Origin of the sequence: Frigidibacter sp. MR17.24 (assembly GCF_037095655.1) — a bacterium.
Classification (GTDB): Bacteria; Pseudomonadota; Alphaproteobacteria; order Rhodobacterales; family Rhodobacteraceae; genus Frigidibacter.
Window position 1 is genome coordinate 49,231 of sequence record NZ_JBAWKE010000004.1, and the last position, 14,080, is coordinate 63,310.

At 69.9% G+C, this 14,080-nt stretch carries 14 protein-coding genes; 11 read left to right on the top strand and 3 right to left on the bottom strand.

Annotation, left to right across the window (positions count from 1 at the left end):
* Positions 1-8: 8 nt before the first annotated feature.
* Genes V8J39_RS14610 through gloA2 form a run of 3 tightly spaced genes read left to right on the top strand, consistent with a single transcriptional unit; the run spans position 9 to position 3,168 of the window.
* Entirely contained in the window at positions 9-1,394 is a 1,386-nt protein-coding gene (locus tag V8J39_RS14610) for an aspartate aminotransferase family protein (RefSeq protein WP_336461667.1), read from the top strand.
* Positions 1,391-2,776, top strand: a complete 1,386-nt coding sequence (locus V8J39_RS14615) for a glutamine synthetase family protein (RefSeq protein WP_336461668.1) — start codon at positions 1,391-1,393, stop codon at positions 2,774-2,776. The genes V8J39_RS14610 and V8J39_RS14615 overlap by 4 nt, the downstream gene beginning before the upstream one ends.
* Entirely contained in the window at positions 2,773-3,168 is a 396-nt protein-coding gene (gene gloA2 / locus V8J39_RS14620; RefSeq protein WP_336461669.1) for an SMU1112c/YaeR family gloxylase I-like metalloprotein, read from the top strand. Before V8J39_RS14615 ends, gloA2 begins: the two co-directional genes overlap by 4 nt.
* 34 nt (positions 3,169-3,202) lie before the next feature.
* Here the strand turns inward: gloA2 and V8J39_RS14625 are convergent, their stop codons facing one another.
* Positions 3,203-3,580 (bottom strand): HIT domain-containing protein, encoded by a 378-nt coding sequence (locus V8J39_RS14625; RefSeq protein WP_336461670.1) that lies wholly within the window; start codon positions 3,578-3,580, stop codon positions 3,203-3,205.
* 14 nt (positions 3,581-3,594) lie between these two features.
* Positions 3,595-5,172 carry a DUF5928 domain-containing protein gene (locus tag V8J39_RS14630; RefSeq protein ID WP_336461671.1) on the bottom strand — a complete coding sequence of 526 codons (1,578 nt, stop codon included), beginning with the start codon at positions 5,170-5,172 and terminating at the stop codon, positions 3,595-3,597.
* Positions 5,173-5,337: 165 nt separating this feature from the next.
* Here V8J39_RS14630 and V8J39_RS14635 point away from each other — a divergent pair, with 165 nt between their 5' ends.
* Entirely contained in the window at positions 5,338-6,156 is an 819-nt protein-coding gene (locus tag V8J39_RS14635) for a sulfotransferase family protein (RefSeq protein WP_336461672.1), read from the top strand.
* A gap of 20 nt (positions 6,157-6,176) precedes the next feature.
* Entirely contained in the window at positions 6,177-6,995 is an 819-nt protein-coding gene (locus tag V8J39_RS14640; RefSeq protein WP_336461673.1) for a phosphatase PAP2 family protein, read from the top strand.
* A gap of 122 nt (positions 6,996-7,117) precedes the next feature.
* On the opposite strand, the gene V8J39_RS14645 is transcribed toward V8J39_RS14640, so the two are convergent.
* Complete coding sequence (locus V8J39_RS14645; RefSeq protein WP_442902601.1) at positions 7,118-7,972, bottom strand: lytic transglycosylase domain-containing protein; 855 nt, start codon at positions 7,970-7,972, stop codon at positions 7,118-7,120.
* Between the two features lie 484 nt (positions 7,973-8,456).
* On the opposite strand from V8J39_RS14645, the gene V8J39_RS14650 reads away from it, so the two are divergent.
* From V8J39_RS14650 to V8J39_RS14675, 6 genes are all read left to right on the top strand, one after another.
* Positions 8,457-8,654, top strand: a complete 198-nt coding sequence (locus tag V8J39_RS14650) for a Flp family type IVb pilin (protein WP_336461675.1) — start codon at positions 8,457-8,459, stop codon at positions 8,652-8,654.
* Positions 8,655-9,007: 353 nt separating this feature from the next.
* Positions 9,008-9,217 (top strand): hypothetical protein, encoded by a 210-nt coding sequence (locus V8J39_RS14655; RefSeq protein ID WP_336461676.1) that lies wholly within the window; start codon positions 9,008-9,010, stop codon positions 9,215-9,217.
* Positions 9,218-9,329: 112 nt separating this feature from the next.
* The gene (gene cpaB / locus V8J39_RS14660; RefSeq protein ID WP_336461677.1) at positions 9,330-10,169 is read left to right on the top strand and encodes a Flp pilus assembly protein CpaB; all 840 of its coding nucleotides are present in this window, start codon (positions 9,330-9,332) and stop codon (positions 10,167-10,169) included.
* A 229-nt stretch (positions 10,170-10,398) separates the two neighbouring features.
* A complete protein-coding gene (locus tag V8J39_RS14665; RefSeq protein WP_336461678.1) occupies positions 10,399-11,778 on the top strand; it encodes a type II and III secretion system protein family protein in 1,380 nt (459 codons plus the stop codon).
* Positions 11,779-11,783: 5 nt separating this feature from the next.
* Positions 11,784-12,476 carry an OmpA family protein gene (locus tag V8J39_RS14670; RefSeq protein WP_336461679.1) on the top strand — a complete coding sequence of 231 codons (693 nt, stop codon included), beginning with the start codon at positions 11,784-11,786 and terminating at the stop codon, positions 12,474-12,476.
* Between the two features lie 313 nt (positions 12,477-12,789).
* A complete protein-coding gene (locus V8J39_RS14675) occupies positions 12,790-14,070 on the top strand; it encodes an AAA family ATPase (protein ID WP_336461680.1) in 1,281 nt (426 codons plus the stop codon).
* Positions 14,071-14,080 lie beyond the last annotated feature (10 nt).

Sequence of the window (14,080 nt, forward strand, 5' to 3'; positions counted from 1 at the left end):
TCCGGCCCATGCCCGATCACCCCAGCCCCGCCGTCGCGGGCGTCCCCCCTGCCCGGATCGCCGCGCTGCGCGCGGCGGCCGAGGCCGCGTACCGCGCGCGCCGGCCGCGGACGCAGGCGCGGCTGGCGGCGGGCAACGACTTTCTCGGCGGCGTGCCGATGCACTGGATGCGCGACTGGCCGCAGCCCTTCCCGATGCTGGTCGCGCGCGCCGAGGGCGCGGTGATCGAGGATCTCGACGGCAACCGGCTGGACGACTTCTGCCTGGGCGACACCGGCTCGATGTACGGCCATTCGCCGGCGCCGGTCGCCGCGGCGATCCGGGCGCAGGCGGAGCGCGGCCTGACCTACATGCTGCCGACCGAGGCGGCGCTTGACTGTGCGGGGCTGCTGTCGGCGCGGTTCGGCGCGATGCGCTGGCAGATCGCCACCACCGCGACCGACGCCAACCGCTTTGCCCTGCGCGTCGCCCGTGCCGTCACCGGCCGGCCGAAGGTCGCGGTCTTCGACGGCTGCTATCACGGCACGGTGGACGAGGCGATGATCTGCCGCGATGCCGCCGGGCGGACCGTCGCGCGCCCCGGCCTCGTGGGGCAGGTCGCGGACCTGGCGCTGAGCGGCACCGCGCTGCCGTGGAACGACCTTGGCGCGATCGACGCGGCCCTCGCCACCGGCGAGATCGCGGCGGTGCTGACCGAACCGGTGATGACCAATTCCTGCATGGTCCTGCCCGCGCCCGGCTTCCTTGAGGGCCTGCGCGAGCTGTGCACCCGGCACGGGGCGGTGCTGATCCTCGATGAGACGCATACCCAGTCCTCGGGCTGGGGCGGCTATGGCCGCGGCCATGCGATCGCGCCCGACATGCTGGTGGTCGGCAAGTGCATCGCGGGCGGCCTGCCTGCGGCGGTCTGGGGCATGAGCCCCGCGCTGGCCGACCGCTTCGCCGCCTATGACGCCCGGCGCCCGTCGGGGCACTCCGGCATGGGCACGACGCTGTCGGCGAACCCGCTGCAGTTCGCCTGCCTGCAGGCGACGCTGACGCAGGTGGCGACGCCCGGCGCCCATGACCGGATGGAGGCCGGCGCCCGGCGCCTGGCCGAGGGCCTTGCCGCCGCGATCGCCCGCCACGGCGCGCCCTGGCACGTCGCGCGCGTGGGCGCGCGGGTCGAGTTCATCTGTCACCCGACGCCGCTGCGCGACGGCGCCGAGGCGCGCCTGGCCCATCACCCCGCGCTCGAGGCCGCGATCCACGCGGCCCTCGTCGTGCGCGGCTGCCTGATCGCGCCGTTCCACAACATGATGCTGGTGAGCCCCGTCACCACCGACGCCCAGATCGACCGCCTGACCGCCGCCTTCGACGCGGTCCTGGCCGAGCTATTCGGAGACCCGATATGACGCTGTCCCCCTCCGGCTCCTCGCCTGACGAGGCCGAACGCTTTCTCGAGGCGCATCCCGGGATCGAGGCTATCGACATCGTGCTGACCGACGCCAACGGCATCGGCCGCGGCAAGATCATCCGCCGCCACGAGCTGATGGGCTTCTACGAGAACGGCCGCCACCTGCCGATCTCGATCCTGGGGCTGGATATCTGCGGCGAGGACGTGCACGAGACCGGGCTGATCTGGGACCAGGGCGACGGCGACCTGCGCGCCTGGCCGATCCCGGGCACGCTGGCGCCGATCCCCGGCACCGACCCGGCCCGGGCCGAGGTGCTGATGAGCCTCTATCACCTCGACGGCAGCCCGATGCTGTCGGACCCGCGCCACGCGCTGGCCGCCCAGGTCGCGGCGCTGCAGGCCGAGGGGCTGCACCCCGCCGGCGCGTTCGAGCTGGAATTCTTCCTGCTGGACCCCGAATTCGACGCCGAAGGCTATGCGCGGCCCGCCGCGGCCGTGCTCGACGGGCGTCGGTCCAGCAAGACCGAGGTCTATTCCGTCGACCACCTGCACGGGATGGAGCCGCTGTTCTCGCGCATCTACGCCGCCGCCAGGGCCGCGGGCATCCGGGCCGAGACGGTGATCTCGGAATATGCGCCGGGGCAGTACGAGCTGACGCTGGACTACCGGCTGAACGTGATGCAGGCGGCCGACGACCTGATCCGGCTGAAGCGCATCGTCCGCCTTGCCGCGCGCAGCTTCGGCGTTACCGCCTGCTTCATGGCCAAGCCGGTCGAGCGCTATGCCGGGTCGGGGATGCATTTCCACGTCTCGCTGTGCGACGACACCGGCCGCAACGTCTTCGCCGAGACGACCGAGGGGCAGTGGACCGACACGATCCTGCACGCGATGGGCGGCCTGCGCGCGACGATGGGCGAGGCGATGCTGGTCTTCGCGCCCCATGCCAATTCCTGGCGCCGCTTCGCCGCGCAAAGCTATGCGCCGGTCTCGCCGAACTGGGGCGTCAACAACCGCTCGGTCGCGCTGCGCATTCCCGCCGGGTCGGTCAAGGCGCGCCGGATCGAGCACCGCCCCTCGGGCGTCGACGCCAACCCCTACCTGGTGGCGGCGACGGTGCTGGCGGGCCTGCGCCACGGCCTGGCGCACCGCATCGACCCCGGCCCCGAGACCACCGGCAACGGCTATGAGGACGACGGCGCGATCGCGATGCCCGGCGACTGGCGCGAGGCGATCCGCGCGGCGCAGGGATCGGCGTTCCTGAAGAGCGCGCTGGGCGAGGAGATGCACCGCACCTTCACCGCGATCAAGGCCGCCGAATATGCCCGGGTCGCCCGCACCATTGCCGATGTCGACTACGACCTCTATCTGCACACGGTATGAAGATCCTCGGCACCCACCACGTCGCGATCATCGCCTCGGATTACGAGGCGTCCAAGCGCTTCTACACCGAGATCCTCGGGCTGAGGATCATCGACGAGAACCACCGCCCCGAGCGCCGGTCATGGAAGCTCGACCTCCGGCTGCCGGACGGCACCGGGATCGAGCTGTTCAGCTTCCCCGGCGCCCCCGCCCGCCCCTCGCGGCCCGAGGCGCAGGGCCTGCGGCACCTGTGCTTCCGCGTCGCCGACGTGGCGGCGGCGAAGGCGGATCTGGAAGCGCGGGGCATCGCGGTCGAGGAGATCCGCACCGACCCCTACACGGGCCGGCGCTTCACCTTCTTCCCCGACCCCGACGCGCTGCCGCTCGAGCTGTACGAAGAGCCCGGGCCCTAGGCCGCCGGGGCCCGCCTTAAGACCGGTCGGGCCGTCAGGCCGGCTGCAACATCCGGCCAAGCCCGCGCCCGCCCAGGATGTGGGTGTGGAAATGCGGCACTTCCTGCACGCCCGCCTCGCCCGCATTGGCGATCGCGCGGAAGCCAGCGCCCGCGTCCAGCGCGACGCCGGTCATCCGGCAGATCTCGCCCAGGGTGCGGGTGTAGTCGACGATCTCGGCCTCCGAGGCGTTGCGGGCGAAGTCGTCATAGCTGACATAGGCGCCCTTCGGGATCACCAGCACATGCACCGGCGCCTGCGGGCGGATGTCCTCGAAGGCCAGCGTGTGCGCGGTCTCGAGCACGGTCTTGTTCGGGATCTCGCCGCGCAGGATCTTGGCGAAGATGTTCTGGTCGTCGTAGGCATAGGCCATCTGGGGCTCCTTCGTCAGTCGCTGAACAGGTGATCGGTGAAGGCGAGCTGCAGCGCGACGTCCTCGGGGATCGACAGGAAGGCCGCGAGCGCCGCGGCGTTCTCCTCGGCGCTCGAGCGTTCGCGGATCCGGTGGGTGTCGGAGAAGCCCGCGTCGCGGATCTGCTCGCTTTCGAAGCGCACGTCGTACTGGATCGTCGGCAGCAGCCGGTCGGCGACCTCGGGCGGGGTCGCGTCGCCGGCAAGCCCGATCCGGCGCGCATGGCCCAGCAGATAGTCGTCGCTGAGATCGCACTGCACCTCGAGCAGGCGGGTGCGGCACCGGTCGGCGTAGAAGTCGCGCATCAGCTCGATCGCCGAGGGGTCGAGGCAGACGACCAGCCGGTCGCTGCCGTAATAGTCGTACAGCATCCGCAGCAGCGCCCGGCGGTGGCGCGTGCGCTTGCCCAGCGTGGTCTGGATGCCGCCAAGGTCGGGCAGCGGCGTGCCCTCCTCGTTGAACAGGTAGTCGATCGCCGGCAGCCCGGTGCGCTGGCGCATCGCCTCGACCAGCCGCTTGGCGACGTGCCACTTCTTGCACACGACCAGCAGCAGCTCGCGCTCGCGCCCGAGGCTGGCCTCGTTCTCCCAGAACCGGGGCGCGAACCGCCGCCCGACGCGGCCGCGGCCGGTCAGGAAGGTGAAGAGGCTCCGTCCCTCGTTCGAGATCGAGAACTGCGCCGCGTCGTCGGCCCACAGCTCGCCCAGCCGCGCCTTCAGGTCCAGCGCGTCGACCGAGATCTTGCGCGCGAACAGGTAGTCCTGGCTGACCAGCAGGTCGTAGTGGTCGTTGTAGAAGGTCACCGGCATCCCGTAGTCGGTGAACATCAGGAAGGTGAGCGTGCGGGCGCGGATCTCGACATCGGGCACGAGGTGGCGCACCACGGTCTGGAAGAAGGTCTCGTCCGGGATCCAGGTGGTGCGGAAGAAGCGCATCACGTCGGGCCGCTCGCGGCAGAAGGCCAGCACCGCCTCGATCGTGTGGCGCCTGAGGCACCACCACTGCGAGCCGATCATCACCTGGATGTCGGCCGGAACCGCCCGGGTCAGCTTCAGCTTCCGCTGCAGGTCATACGACGTGTAGTACAGCCACTTCTGCGTCCGTTCGTTGAACCAGTGGCGGTAGATCAGCCGATCTTCCTTCATCCCGGTCTTGATCCAGTCCGAGGACAGGAAGTCGAAGCTTTCGATGAAATCGGCATCCTCGCGGTCGAGGAAGTCATGGGCGAAGGCGGCCGACTTGATCGACATGCAGTCGCCCGAGAGCATGTAGAAATGCGTGGCGTCCGCGAAGGCCGCGACCGCGGCCTCGACCGCAAGCAGCGTCGCCGCGACCAGACTCCACTCGCCCCAGCCGCACTTGATCCGCTTCGCGGCGAAGGTCACGGCCGGGTTGTCGGCCAGCGCGGCGCGGATGCGGGCGAAATCCTCGCGGTTGGCGCGCGCGTCGAAATGGATGGCGATGCAGTCGCCCATCGCCGTCAGGCGCTCCGCCTGCCGGATCACCCCCTCGGGGTCCTTGTGGCACAGCAGGATGAAGGCGATCTTGGCCATTCCGAGTCCGTCGTCTTGGCCCCCGGCCCATTGCACCCGCGCGCAACAATGCCCCGGGATCGGCCGGTTTCGGGCGTTGTCTTGCCCCAGTTTCTTTGCTTTTTAATGCGCAATTGTGATCCGGCCCGCAAGGGACCGCGTCCTGCTGCGAACGGAAAGGCGACAATGGGATTTCCCGGAACCTGGATGACCGAGAGCGAGAGCATGCTCTACAGGGTCGTGCCCAAATGCGCCTGCTCGACCATCGGGCAGATCATGTACTATTCCGACAACGGCCGGTTCTTCGACGGCGACATCCATGATGCCACCGACGGCATGCACAAATGGGCCTTCGACGCCTCGCAGCCCGAGATCGAGCGCGCGGCCAAGGCGCGCTCGGCCTATACCTTCACCTGCGTGCGCAACCCCTATGCCCGGATCCTGTCGTCGTTCTTCGACAAGATCTGCGGCATCCAGCGCAACGGCCGGCGCTATCGCGGCAACCTGGTGCCGCAGCTGATCCAGAAATACGGCGTCGAGGTCGGCGGCCCCGAGGCCGCGGACGAGTTCGACCAGATCGCCTCGTTCCGCCGGTTCCTGCTGTTCGCGCGCGACACCATCCGCTGGCGCCGCCCGATGGACCCCGACATCCACTGGTCGGCGATGTCGGGCCACATCTCGACCTTCATCGTCAACGGCGGCCGCTACGACCGGATCTTCTTCACCGAGACCTTCAACGAGGGCATGCAGCAGGTGCTGGACGCGACCGAGACCCGGGTGAAGGTCGATCTCGCGAAGATCCCCCGCTTCAACGAGAGCGAGGGACACGGGCCCAAGCGCGCGCACCCGGTCTCGCATTATTTCGACGACCTGTCGCGCCACCTCGTCTGGGAGATCTACAAGAAGGACTTCCAGCTCTTCCGCTACGATTTCGACGACCCGGACAACAAATTCCCGACAGGCGAGATTGATCTCGACGAGGTTCACGCCAAGCTTGGGGACTGACCCCGCCTTCCGGAGCCGCGATGACCGAGACCCGACCGACCGATGCAAAGGCCCGCGACATCGCCCGCGACCGCGCGGCCGATCGCATCCGCAGCCAGCCGCTGTGGCAGCGTCTGCACCGATCGATCCGCAACCAGCTGTCGCCGGCGGTCTTCGGCTTCGTGGCGTTGATCTCGGGCGCGGTCTGGATCTTCGTCGAGGTGGCCGAGGAAATGGCCTCGGGCGAGACCCACGCCTTCGACGAGGCGGTGCTGCTGTGGATGCGCAACACGACCGACCGGGCGCTGCCCGCCGGGCCGGCCTGGCTCGAGACGGTGATGCGCGACCTGACCGCCTTGGGCGGGGTCACCGTGCTGGGGATGCTGGTCGCCTCGGTCGTCGGCCTCCTGTGGTTTCAGTCGCGCCACCGCACCGCGATCTTCCTGCTGATCGCCGTGGCCGGCGGCCAGCTGTTCTCGAACGTGGCCAAGGCGATCTTCGACCGCCCGCGCCCCGATCTCGTGCCGCACGGCACGCTCGTCACCTCGGCCAGCTTCCCCTCGGGCCACTCGATGATGTCGGCGGTGATCTGGCTCACCCTCGCCGCCATGGTCGCCCGCACCGAGCCGAGCCGGGCGCTGCGCGTCTACCTGATGTCGATCGCGATCCTGATCACGGTGCTGGTGGGCATCAGCCGGGTCTATCTCGGCGTGCACTGGCCCACGGACGTGCTCGGCGGCTGGGCCGCCGGTCTGGCCTGGGCGATGGGCTGCACCGCGCTCGCCAAGATCATCGACCCCCTGCCCGAGCCCCCCGCGCCCGAGTTGCGCTCGGCCGGCGAGCCGCCCGCCGCCCCCTGACCCTCGACTTTGTCCAAATATCCCGGGGGAGTCGCGGCACGCGACGGGGGCAGCGCCCCCGCCCCGGGCGGAGCCTGCGCCCCGGCCGGAGCCTGCGCCCCGGTCTCCCGCCCTCCCGTCCGTCAGCCCCGGAACACGCAGCCGTCCGACACCAGCTCCGGCGGTGTCAGGCACAGCCCCCGCGCCACCGCCCAGGCCGCCAGCACCTTGGGGACATAGTCGCGGGTCTCGGCATAGGGCGGCACGCCGTTGGCGCGCTTCACCGCGTTCTCGCCCGCGTTGTAGGCGGCCAGCACCATCAGCGGGTCGCCGTCGAACTCGCCCATCAGCCAGTCCAGATAGGCGACGCCGCCGCGGATGTTGTCGCGCGGGTTCGCCGAATCGGTGACGTTGAACCGCGCCGCCGTCGCCGGGATCAGCTGCATCAGCCCCACCGCCCCCGCCGAGGACACCGCCGCCGCGCGCCCGCCGCTCTCGATCCCGATCACCGCCAGCACCAGCGCCGGCGAGACCCGGGTGCCGATCGTGGCCTTCAGGATCTCGGTGCCATGGGCGGCGGCGATCTCGCGCAGGTGCTGCATCCGCGGCGCCGCGACCATCGATCCCGCGGGCCCGTGGTTGAGCGCGGCCATCGCCTCGGGGAAGCGCCCCGCCGTGGCGCCCAGCACCGGCGAGACCGCGTTCCAGTACCAGTCGTAGGCCCCCGGCCTGACCGGCGGCGGCGGGCCATCGGCGGCGCTGCCCGCCTTCGGCATCGGCGTTTCGGGCGGCGGCATCACCGCGGCCAGCATCCGGGCCTGTTCGGCCGGGTCGATCTGCACGGTGATCCGCTTGCCGGCGCTGCCGGCGCCGGGCACGCCGATCCGCTTGAAGGTGAAATCCGGATAGGGCGCGGCCGGACGCGTGGTGTCCTGCGCCCGCGCCGGGCCCGCGGCCAGCAGCACCGCAAGGATGCAGGCCGGGGCCACGGCCCGCAGCCCGGCCGGCCCGCGGCGGCGGGGCACGGGTCGGGATGCGCCGCCGGCGGCGCCGGCTCCCCTGCTCGCGGTCATGTCTCGCATGCTGCCTGTCGGCCCCTTGGCGCGCGGGCCTGCCCCGCCGCACGGGGCGGGGACGGTCGGCACGATCCGGGACATTCGTGTTTTTTCGCTCGGACCAAGCCTGCCAGATGCCCGCGGCCGCGGCCATCACGATCTGGACAAGCCGGTCGCTCGCCGCGCCGCCGTTGCCCTGCGGTCACTGGCCCCCTCGGGGGCCGGAGCGACCACTCTGGGTTGTGCGGCCGTGGCCGTTGCAGCCAATAGCGGTCAGCTTCGCCCGAAAATGATCTGTTAACGCCAAATTCACGCCATGATCCGGGGGCAAAACACACTCACACCGCCGGCGCCTCAGGGTTGAGAGGGTCGAGAGCGGAGAGTGCGCCGACCCCCCTGTAACCAGCCTGCAACCTGGAGAGATACGATGAAACTCAACAACCTGTTCAAGAAATTCCGCAACGACGAAGACGGCGCCGTGACCGTTGACTGGGTTGTGCTGACTGCTGCCGTGGTCGGCCTGGGCATCGCCGCGATGACCGTCATCGGCCCGGCGATCACCACCGCCTCGACCGGCATCAAGACCAAGCTCGACGCCGCCGTCGCGGCCCCGGCCGACAGCTGATCCGCCACGGGGCGACTGCGCCCCGGATCAGCGACAGGATGAAGAAGACCCGCAGGGCCGCACCATCTGGTGCGGCCCTCGCGCATTTGCGGGCGCGGCGTCATCGCGCCGGGAGCAGCCGTGGCGGCATCCCGGGGGCGGAGCGGAGGCGCCGGTGGGGGGCATGGCCGGGCGCGGTCGGGCCGGTCGCGTTCACCCTGGGCATGCAGTGTGCGGCCTAGGGCACGACAGTTCCCCGCTCCGGTCTCGGGCGCGCCCTAAACCCGCCATCATCTCCTGCGATCTCCATCCCGTGGCCACCGCGAGGGTGGTCCGATCACGGAACGAGTTCAGGCATTGCTCAGCAGGTGACCATGAGACCCGACGAGACCATAAAGCGCTTTCGCGACCGCGAGGACGGTGCCGTCACCGTCGACTGGATCGTGATCTCCGCCGTCGCCGTCGGCCTCGCCATGGTCGCCGCGACGCTGATCAGCTCGCCGCTCAACGGCATCGCCTCGGACGCGATCGTGAACGCGACCGAGCATTTCTCGACCACGGCGGCCACCGCCGGCGTCGAGTGAGGGACGACCGAGCGATCGGGCAGAAGGGCGAAGCCCATCCCGCGCCGCAACGGCGCGACACGGACAGGGGCGGACCGCGTGGGGCGGGGCCGCAACAGACAGGAGAAGCGGTATGAGAGCGGTTTTCGGACTTGTTCTGATCGTCGGCGTGGCCCTCGCAGGCTTCGCCGTCTACATGGCCCAGGGCTTCATCGCCAACACCCAGGCCGAACGCAACGCGCTGATGGCGGAGATGGCCAAGCAGGTCGATCTGGCCCAGGTGCTGGTCGTGAAATCCGACAAGGCCTATGGCGACACGCTGACCGCCGATGACGTGGTCGCGATCGCCTACCAGAAGGACCACCTGCCCAAGGGCGCCTTCGCCACCGCCGCCGCGCTGTTCCCCGAGGGCCAGCCGAAGACCCGCACCGTGCTGCGCCCGCTGGATGCCAACGAGCCGATCCTGGCCTCGAAGGTCACCGCCCCGGGCGAGGATGCCGGCCTGAATTCGCGCCTTGCCAAGGGAATGCGCGCCTTCACCATCACCGTCGACGTCAGCTCGGGCGTGTCGGGCTTCCTGCGCCCCGGCGACCGCGTCGATGTCTACTGGACCGGCGAACAGGAAGGCACCCAGGTGTCGAAGATGATCGATTCGGCGGTGAAGCTGATCGCCGTCGACCAGACCGCCGACCAGAACGGCGATTTCCAGGCGCAGGTCGCCCGCACCGTCACCGTCGAGGCCTCGTCGCAGCAGGTCGCGGCCTTCGCCCTGGCGCAGTCGACCGGCAAGCTGACGCTGGCGCTGGTGGGCACCAATGACGACACCCCCGCCGATGCCGTCGAGATCGACCGCAACCGCCTGCTCGGCATCGAGAAGCCGGTGGTGGCCGAGGTCGCCGCGCCCCGCGTCTGCTCGATCCGCACCAACAAGGGCGGCGAGATCGTCGAGACCCAGATCCCCTGCACCAACTGACCGGCATGGCGCGCACCGGCGGCGCGCCGACGGACCGCGACACGGGGCCGCTTCCGCAAGGAGGCGGCCCCTTCGCATGGCGCCGGGCCGCCCGCCTGCGACACCTTCGCATCAAGTTCGCCATGCAAGCGGTTGATTATTGCATGAATCCACGTTTTCCCGCATTCTGCCCCAAAATTTCGGGCGCAAAGACCCGGGCAGAGGCACGTTCGAGAGGCAGGACAGCGGGATGATGACGAAGCTTCTATGGGCCGGATCCGTCGGCCTGTGCATGGCGTTGGCCGTGCCGTCGGCGGTCTCGGCCGAAGTCTTGCGCGTGATGAGCGGCTCGACCTCGACGCCGCTCTCTGTGCCGATGAACCGTGCCGTGGTCGTCGAGGCCGAGACCCCGTTCGCGGAACTCTCGATCGCCAACCCCGGCATCGCCGACATCTCGACGCTGTCCGACCGCTCGATCTACGTGCTGGGCAAGGCGCCCGGGCGCACGACGCTGACGCTGCTGGGCGCGAACGGCCAGCTGATGACCAACGTCGAGGTGCAGGTCACCCCCGACATCGCCGAGTTCAAGGAACGCCTGCAGCAGGTGCTGCCGGGCGAGTCGATCGAGGTGCGCACGGCCAACGACGGCATCGTGCTGTCGGGCACCGTCACCTCGACCGCCGCGCTCGACCGGGCGCTGGAACTGGCGAACCGCTACGCGCCGGACCGGGTGTCGAACCTGATGAACGTCGGCGGCACCCAGCAGGTGATGCTGCAGGTGCGATTCGCCGAGATGCAGCGCTCGGTATCCAAGAACCTCTCGGCCTCGCTCGGCGGCGCCAATGCCGGCTCGAGCGGCCGCATCGCCGGGGTCGCGGGCAACATCGACCAGATCAACAACCTGACCAGCGGCAGCACCGTCACCACCTCGGCGGCGGGCGCGCTGGGCGCGGTGCTGACCCGCGGCAGCTTCGAGCTGGGCGTGCTGCTGGAAGCGCTGGAAACCAAGGGCATGGTCCGGACGCTGGCCGAGCCGAACCTCACCGCGCTGTCGGGGCAGGAGGCAAGCTTCCTCGCCGGTGGCGAATACCCGATCCCGTCGCCGGACGGCGACGGCGGCGTGACGGTCGAATACAAGCCCTTCGGCGTCGAACTGGCCTTCGTGCCCCGCGTCGTGGACGGCGACATCATCAACCTGCAGATGACCGCCGCGGTGTCGGGCATCGATTCGACCGTGGTGGTCGCGAACGACGGCTTCTCGATCAACGGCTTCCGCCGGCGCGAGAGCAAGACCACCGTCGAGATGCGCGACGGCGAGAGCTTCGCCATCGCCGGCCTGCTGCAGGACGACTTCCGCGACCAGAACAGCCAGGTGCCGTGGCTGGGCGACATCCCGGTGCTGGGCGCGCTGTTCCGCTCGGTCCAGTACCAGCGCGAGCAGACCGAACTGGTGATCATCGTGACGCCGCACCTGGTGACGCCGACCCGCGGCCAGGCGCTGGCGATGCCGACCGACCGGGTCCGCATCCCGTCCGAAGGCGACCTGTTCCTGCGCGGCAAGACCAGCGGCGCGGCGGCCGAGGTCGCCAAGCAGGACTATACCGGTTCCTACGGCTACGTGATGGAGTGACGGGAATGACCCTGCGCCGCCCCCTTGCCCTCGCGGTCGTGCCCGCGCTGCTGACGCTGGCCGCCTGTGCCACTGGCCCTGCCGGCGAACGGATTGACAGCACCGCCGCCGGCTTCGGCAACGCCACGATGCAGAACCGCATGATCCAGTCCGGCGACACCAGCTATGTCGTCGACCTGACCCGCCGGTTCGCGGCCTCGGTGCCGCCGCGGGTGAACTTCGCCTTCAACTCCGCGGCGCTCGACGCCGAGGCGCGCGCGATCCTCGATCGGCAGGCCGATTTCATCCGCCAGTTCCCCGAGCTGCGCTTCCGCGTCTACGGCCACACCGACCTCGTGGGGTCGAACGCCTACAACCGCGCGCTGGGCCTGCGCCGGGCCCAGGCGGTCGTCGGCTACCTCTCGACCCGCGGCATCAGCCGCCGCCGTCTCGAGGCCGTCGTTTCCTATGGCGAAACACAGCCGCTGGTGCTGACCGAGGCGCCGAACGCCCAGAACCGCCGCACCGTGACCGAGGTTTCGGGCTTCGTCGGCCACCGCCAGGGCACGCCGCTGAACGGTAAGTATGCGGAAGTGATTTTCCGCGACTATATCGCCAGCGGTGTCACCAACCATGCCCAGCCGACATGGTCCGGTGGCACGTCCAACCTTGGCGGCGACAGTGGAAGCAGCAGCAGCAGCGGCTCGACCAGCAACTGATCCGGCGCGGCGCGGGCCCCTGCCCGCGCCGCCCCCTGCCCGCCGCGCGCTTCGCCAAGGCGCCCCTGCCCGCCGCGCGCTTCCCGGCCTCGACCGACCGCGCGGCCTCGGCTTGCCGCCGCGCAACCGCGGCGGGCCACGGCGCCACCGGGGCCCTGCGCGACCCGCACCGGCAACCGTGCACGATTACCCAACAATTTCGAAATTCCAGCCGCATTCTCGCCCAAATCCTCGGCCACCTTCCAGCCGAGGAAGAGTGACCCGGCCGTCAGAGCCGCAGCGGGCAAAAGGCCCCAGAAGGGAATAAGGCGAGATGTCGAACGCAGCTCAGATGCTCGAAGCCGAAACCGCGCAGATCGTTGCCTGCACGGTGTCGCGCGATGTGTCCAACTTCGATCTGCTGATCGAGGACATGGAAGCCGAGCTTGGCGAAAGCTGGGGTGATCTCGGCTTCGACGAGACGCTGCGTTTCCTGGACCAGCCCGACGCCTCGGCGCTGCAGTTCATCGCCATCGCGCTGGACGAGGAAGACGAGTCCGACGTCCCGACCGTCTCGGCCATCGTCGCCCGCGCCAAGGAGCGCGGCATCCGCGTCCTGCTGATCGTCGAGGCCCTGGGCCCGGCGGCGCTGCACCAGCTCATGAAGCTGGGCGCAAACGATTTTCTGCCCTATCCGCTGCCGCAGAACGCCCTGCACGAAGCGATCGAGCGGCTGTCGGCCGAGGCCGTGGCCCCGGCCCCGGCGGCGCCGCAGCCGGCCGAGCCCGACGACGGGGCCCGCGCCCCGGCCTTCCGGTCGGGCAACAGCCGCGACGGGGTGATCCTGCCGGTGCACGGGCTGGCGGGCGGGGTCGGCGCCTCGACCTTCGCGGTGAACCTCGCCTGGGAGATCGCGACCCTGTCGAAGGAGAACGGCCCGCGCGTCTGCCTGCTGGACTTCGACCTGCAGATGGGCGCCGCCGCGACCTATCTCGACCTGCCTCGCCGCGACGTCGTGTTCGACATGCTGTCGGACACCTCGAAGCTCGACACCGAATCGCTGATGCTGTCGATGGTGACCTACAACGAGCGGCTGCACGTGCTGACGGCCCCGGGCGAGATGCTGCCCCTCGACATCGTCACCTCGGAAGACATCCACCGCATCCTCAACGTGGCGCGCAGCTGCTTCGACTTCGTCATCGTCGACATGCCCTCGACCGTGGTGCAGTGGACCGAGGCGGTGCTGAACCAGGCCCATGTCTATTTCGCCGAGATCGAGCTCGACATGCGTTCGGCCCAGAACACGCTGCGGATGATCCGGGCCCTGAAGGCCGAGGACCTGCCGCTGGAGAAGATGCGCTATGTGCTGAACCGCGCGCCGGGGATGGCCGACCTGCCCGGCAAGGCCCGGGTCAAGCGCCTGGCCGAGAGCCTCGACATCAAGATCGAGCTGCAGATGCCCGACGGCGGCCGCCAGGTCACCCAGGCCAACGACCACGGCCTGCCGCTGGCCCTGCATGGCGCGACGAAGAAGAACGCGCTGCGCAAGGAGATCGGCAAGCTGGCCAAATCCCTTTTCGAGCTGAACCGCGCCGCCGAGAGCGCGAAGCTCTGATCCCCGGCGG

Coding starts and splice junctions, on each gene's coding strand:
- V8J39_RS14650 (WP_336461675.1), top strand. CDS start 8,457: ATGAAACTCAACAACCTGTTCAAGAAATTCCGCAACGACGAAGACGGC.
- V8J39_RS14625 (WP_336461670.1), bottom strand. CDS start 3,580: ATGGCCTATGCCTACGACGACCAGAACATCTTCGCCAAGATCCTGCGC.
- V8J39_RS14655 (WP_336461676.1), top strand. CDS start 9,008: ATGAGACCCGACGAGACCATAAAGCGCTTTCGCGACCGCGAGGACGGT.
- V8J39_RS14615 (WP_336461668.1), top strand. CDS start 1,391: ATGACGCTGTCCCCCTCCGGCTCCTCGCCTGACGAGGCCGAACGCTTT.
- V8J39_RS14635 (WP_336461672.1), top strand. CDS start 5,338: ATGGGATTTCCCGGAACCTGGATGACCGAGAGCGAGAGCATGCTCTAC.
- gloA2 (WP_336461669.1), top strand. CDS start 2,773: ATGAAGATCCTCGGCACCCACCACGTCGCGATCATCGCCTCGGATTAC.
- V8J39_RS14675 (WP_336461680.1), top strand. CDS start 12,790: ATGTCGAACGCAGCTCAGATGCTCGAAGCCGAAACCGCGCAGATCGTT.
- V8J39_RS14670 (WP_336461679.1), top strand. CDS start 11,784: ATGACCCTGCGCCGCCCCCTTGCCCTCGCGGTCGTGCCCGCGCTGCTG.
- V8J39_RS14640 (WP_336461673.1), top strand. CDS start 6,177: ATGACCGAGACCCGACCGACCGATGCAAAGGCCCGCGACATCGCCCGC.
- cpaB (WP_336461677.1), top strand. CDS start 9,330: ATGAGAGCGGTTTTCGGACTTGTTCTGATCGTCGGCGTGGCCCTCGCA.
- V8J39_RS14665 (WP_336461678.1), top strand. CDS start 10,399: ATGATGACGAAGCTTCTATGGGCCGGATCCGTCGGCCTGTGCATGGCG.
- V8J39_RS14610 (WP_336461667.1), top strand. CDS start 9: ATGCCCGATCACCCCAGCCCCGCCGTCGCGGGCGTCCCCCCTGCCCGG.
- V8J39_RS14630 (WP_336461671.1), bottom strand. CDS start 5,172: ATGGCCAAGATCGCCTTCATCCTGCTGTGCCACAAGGACCCCGAGGGG.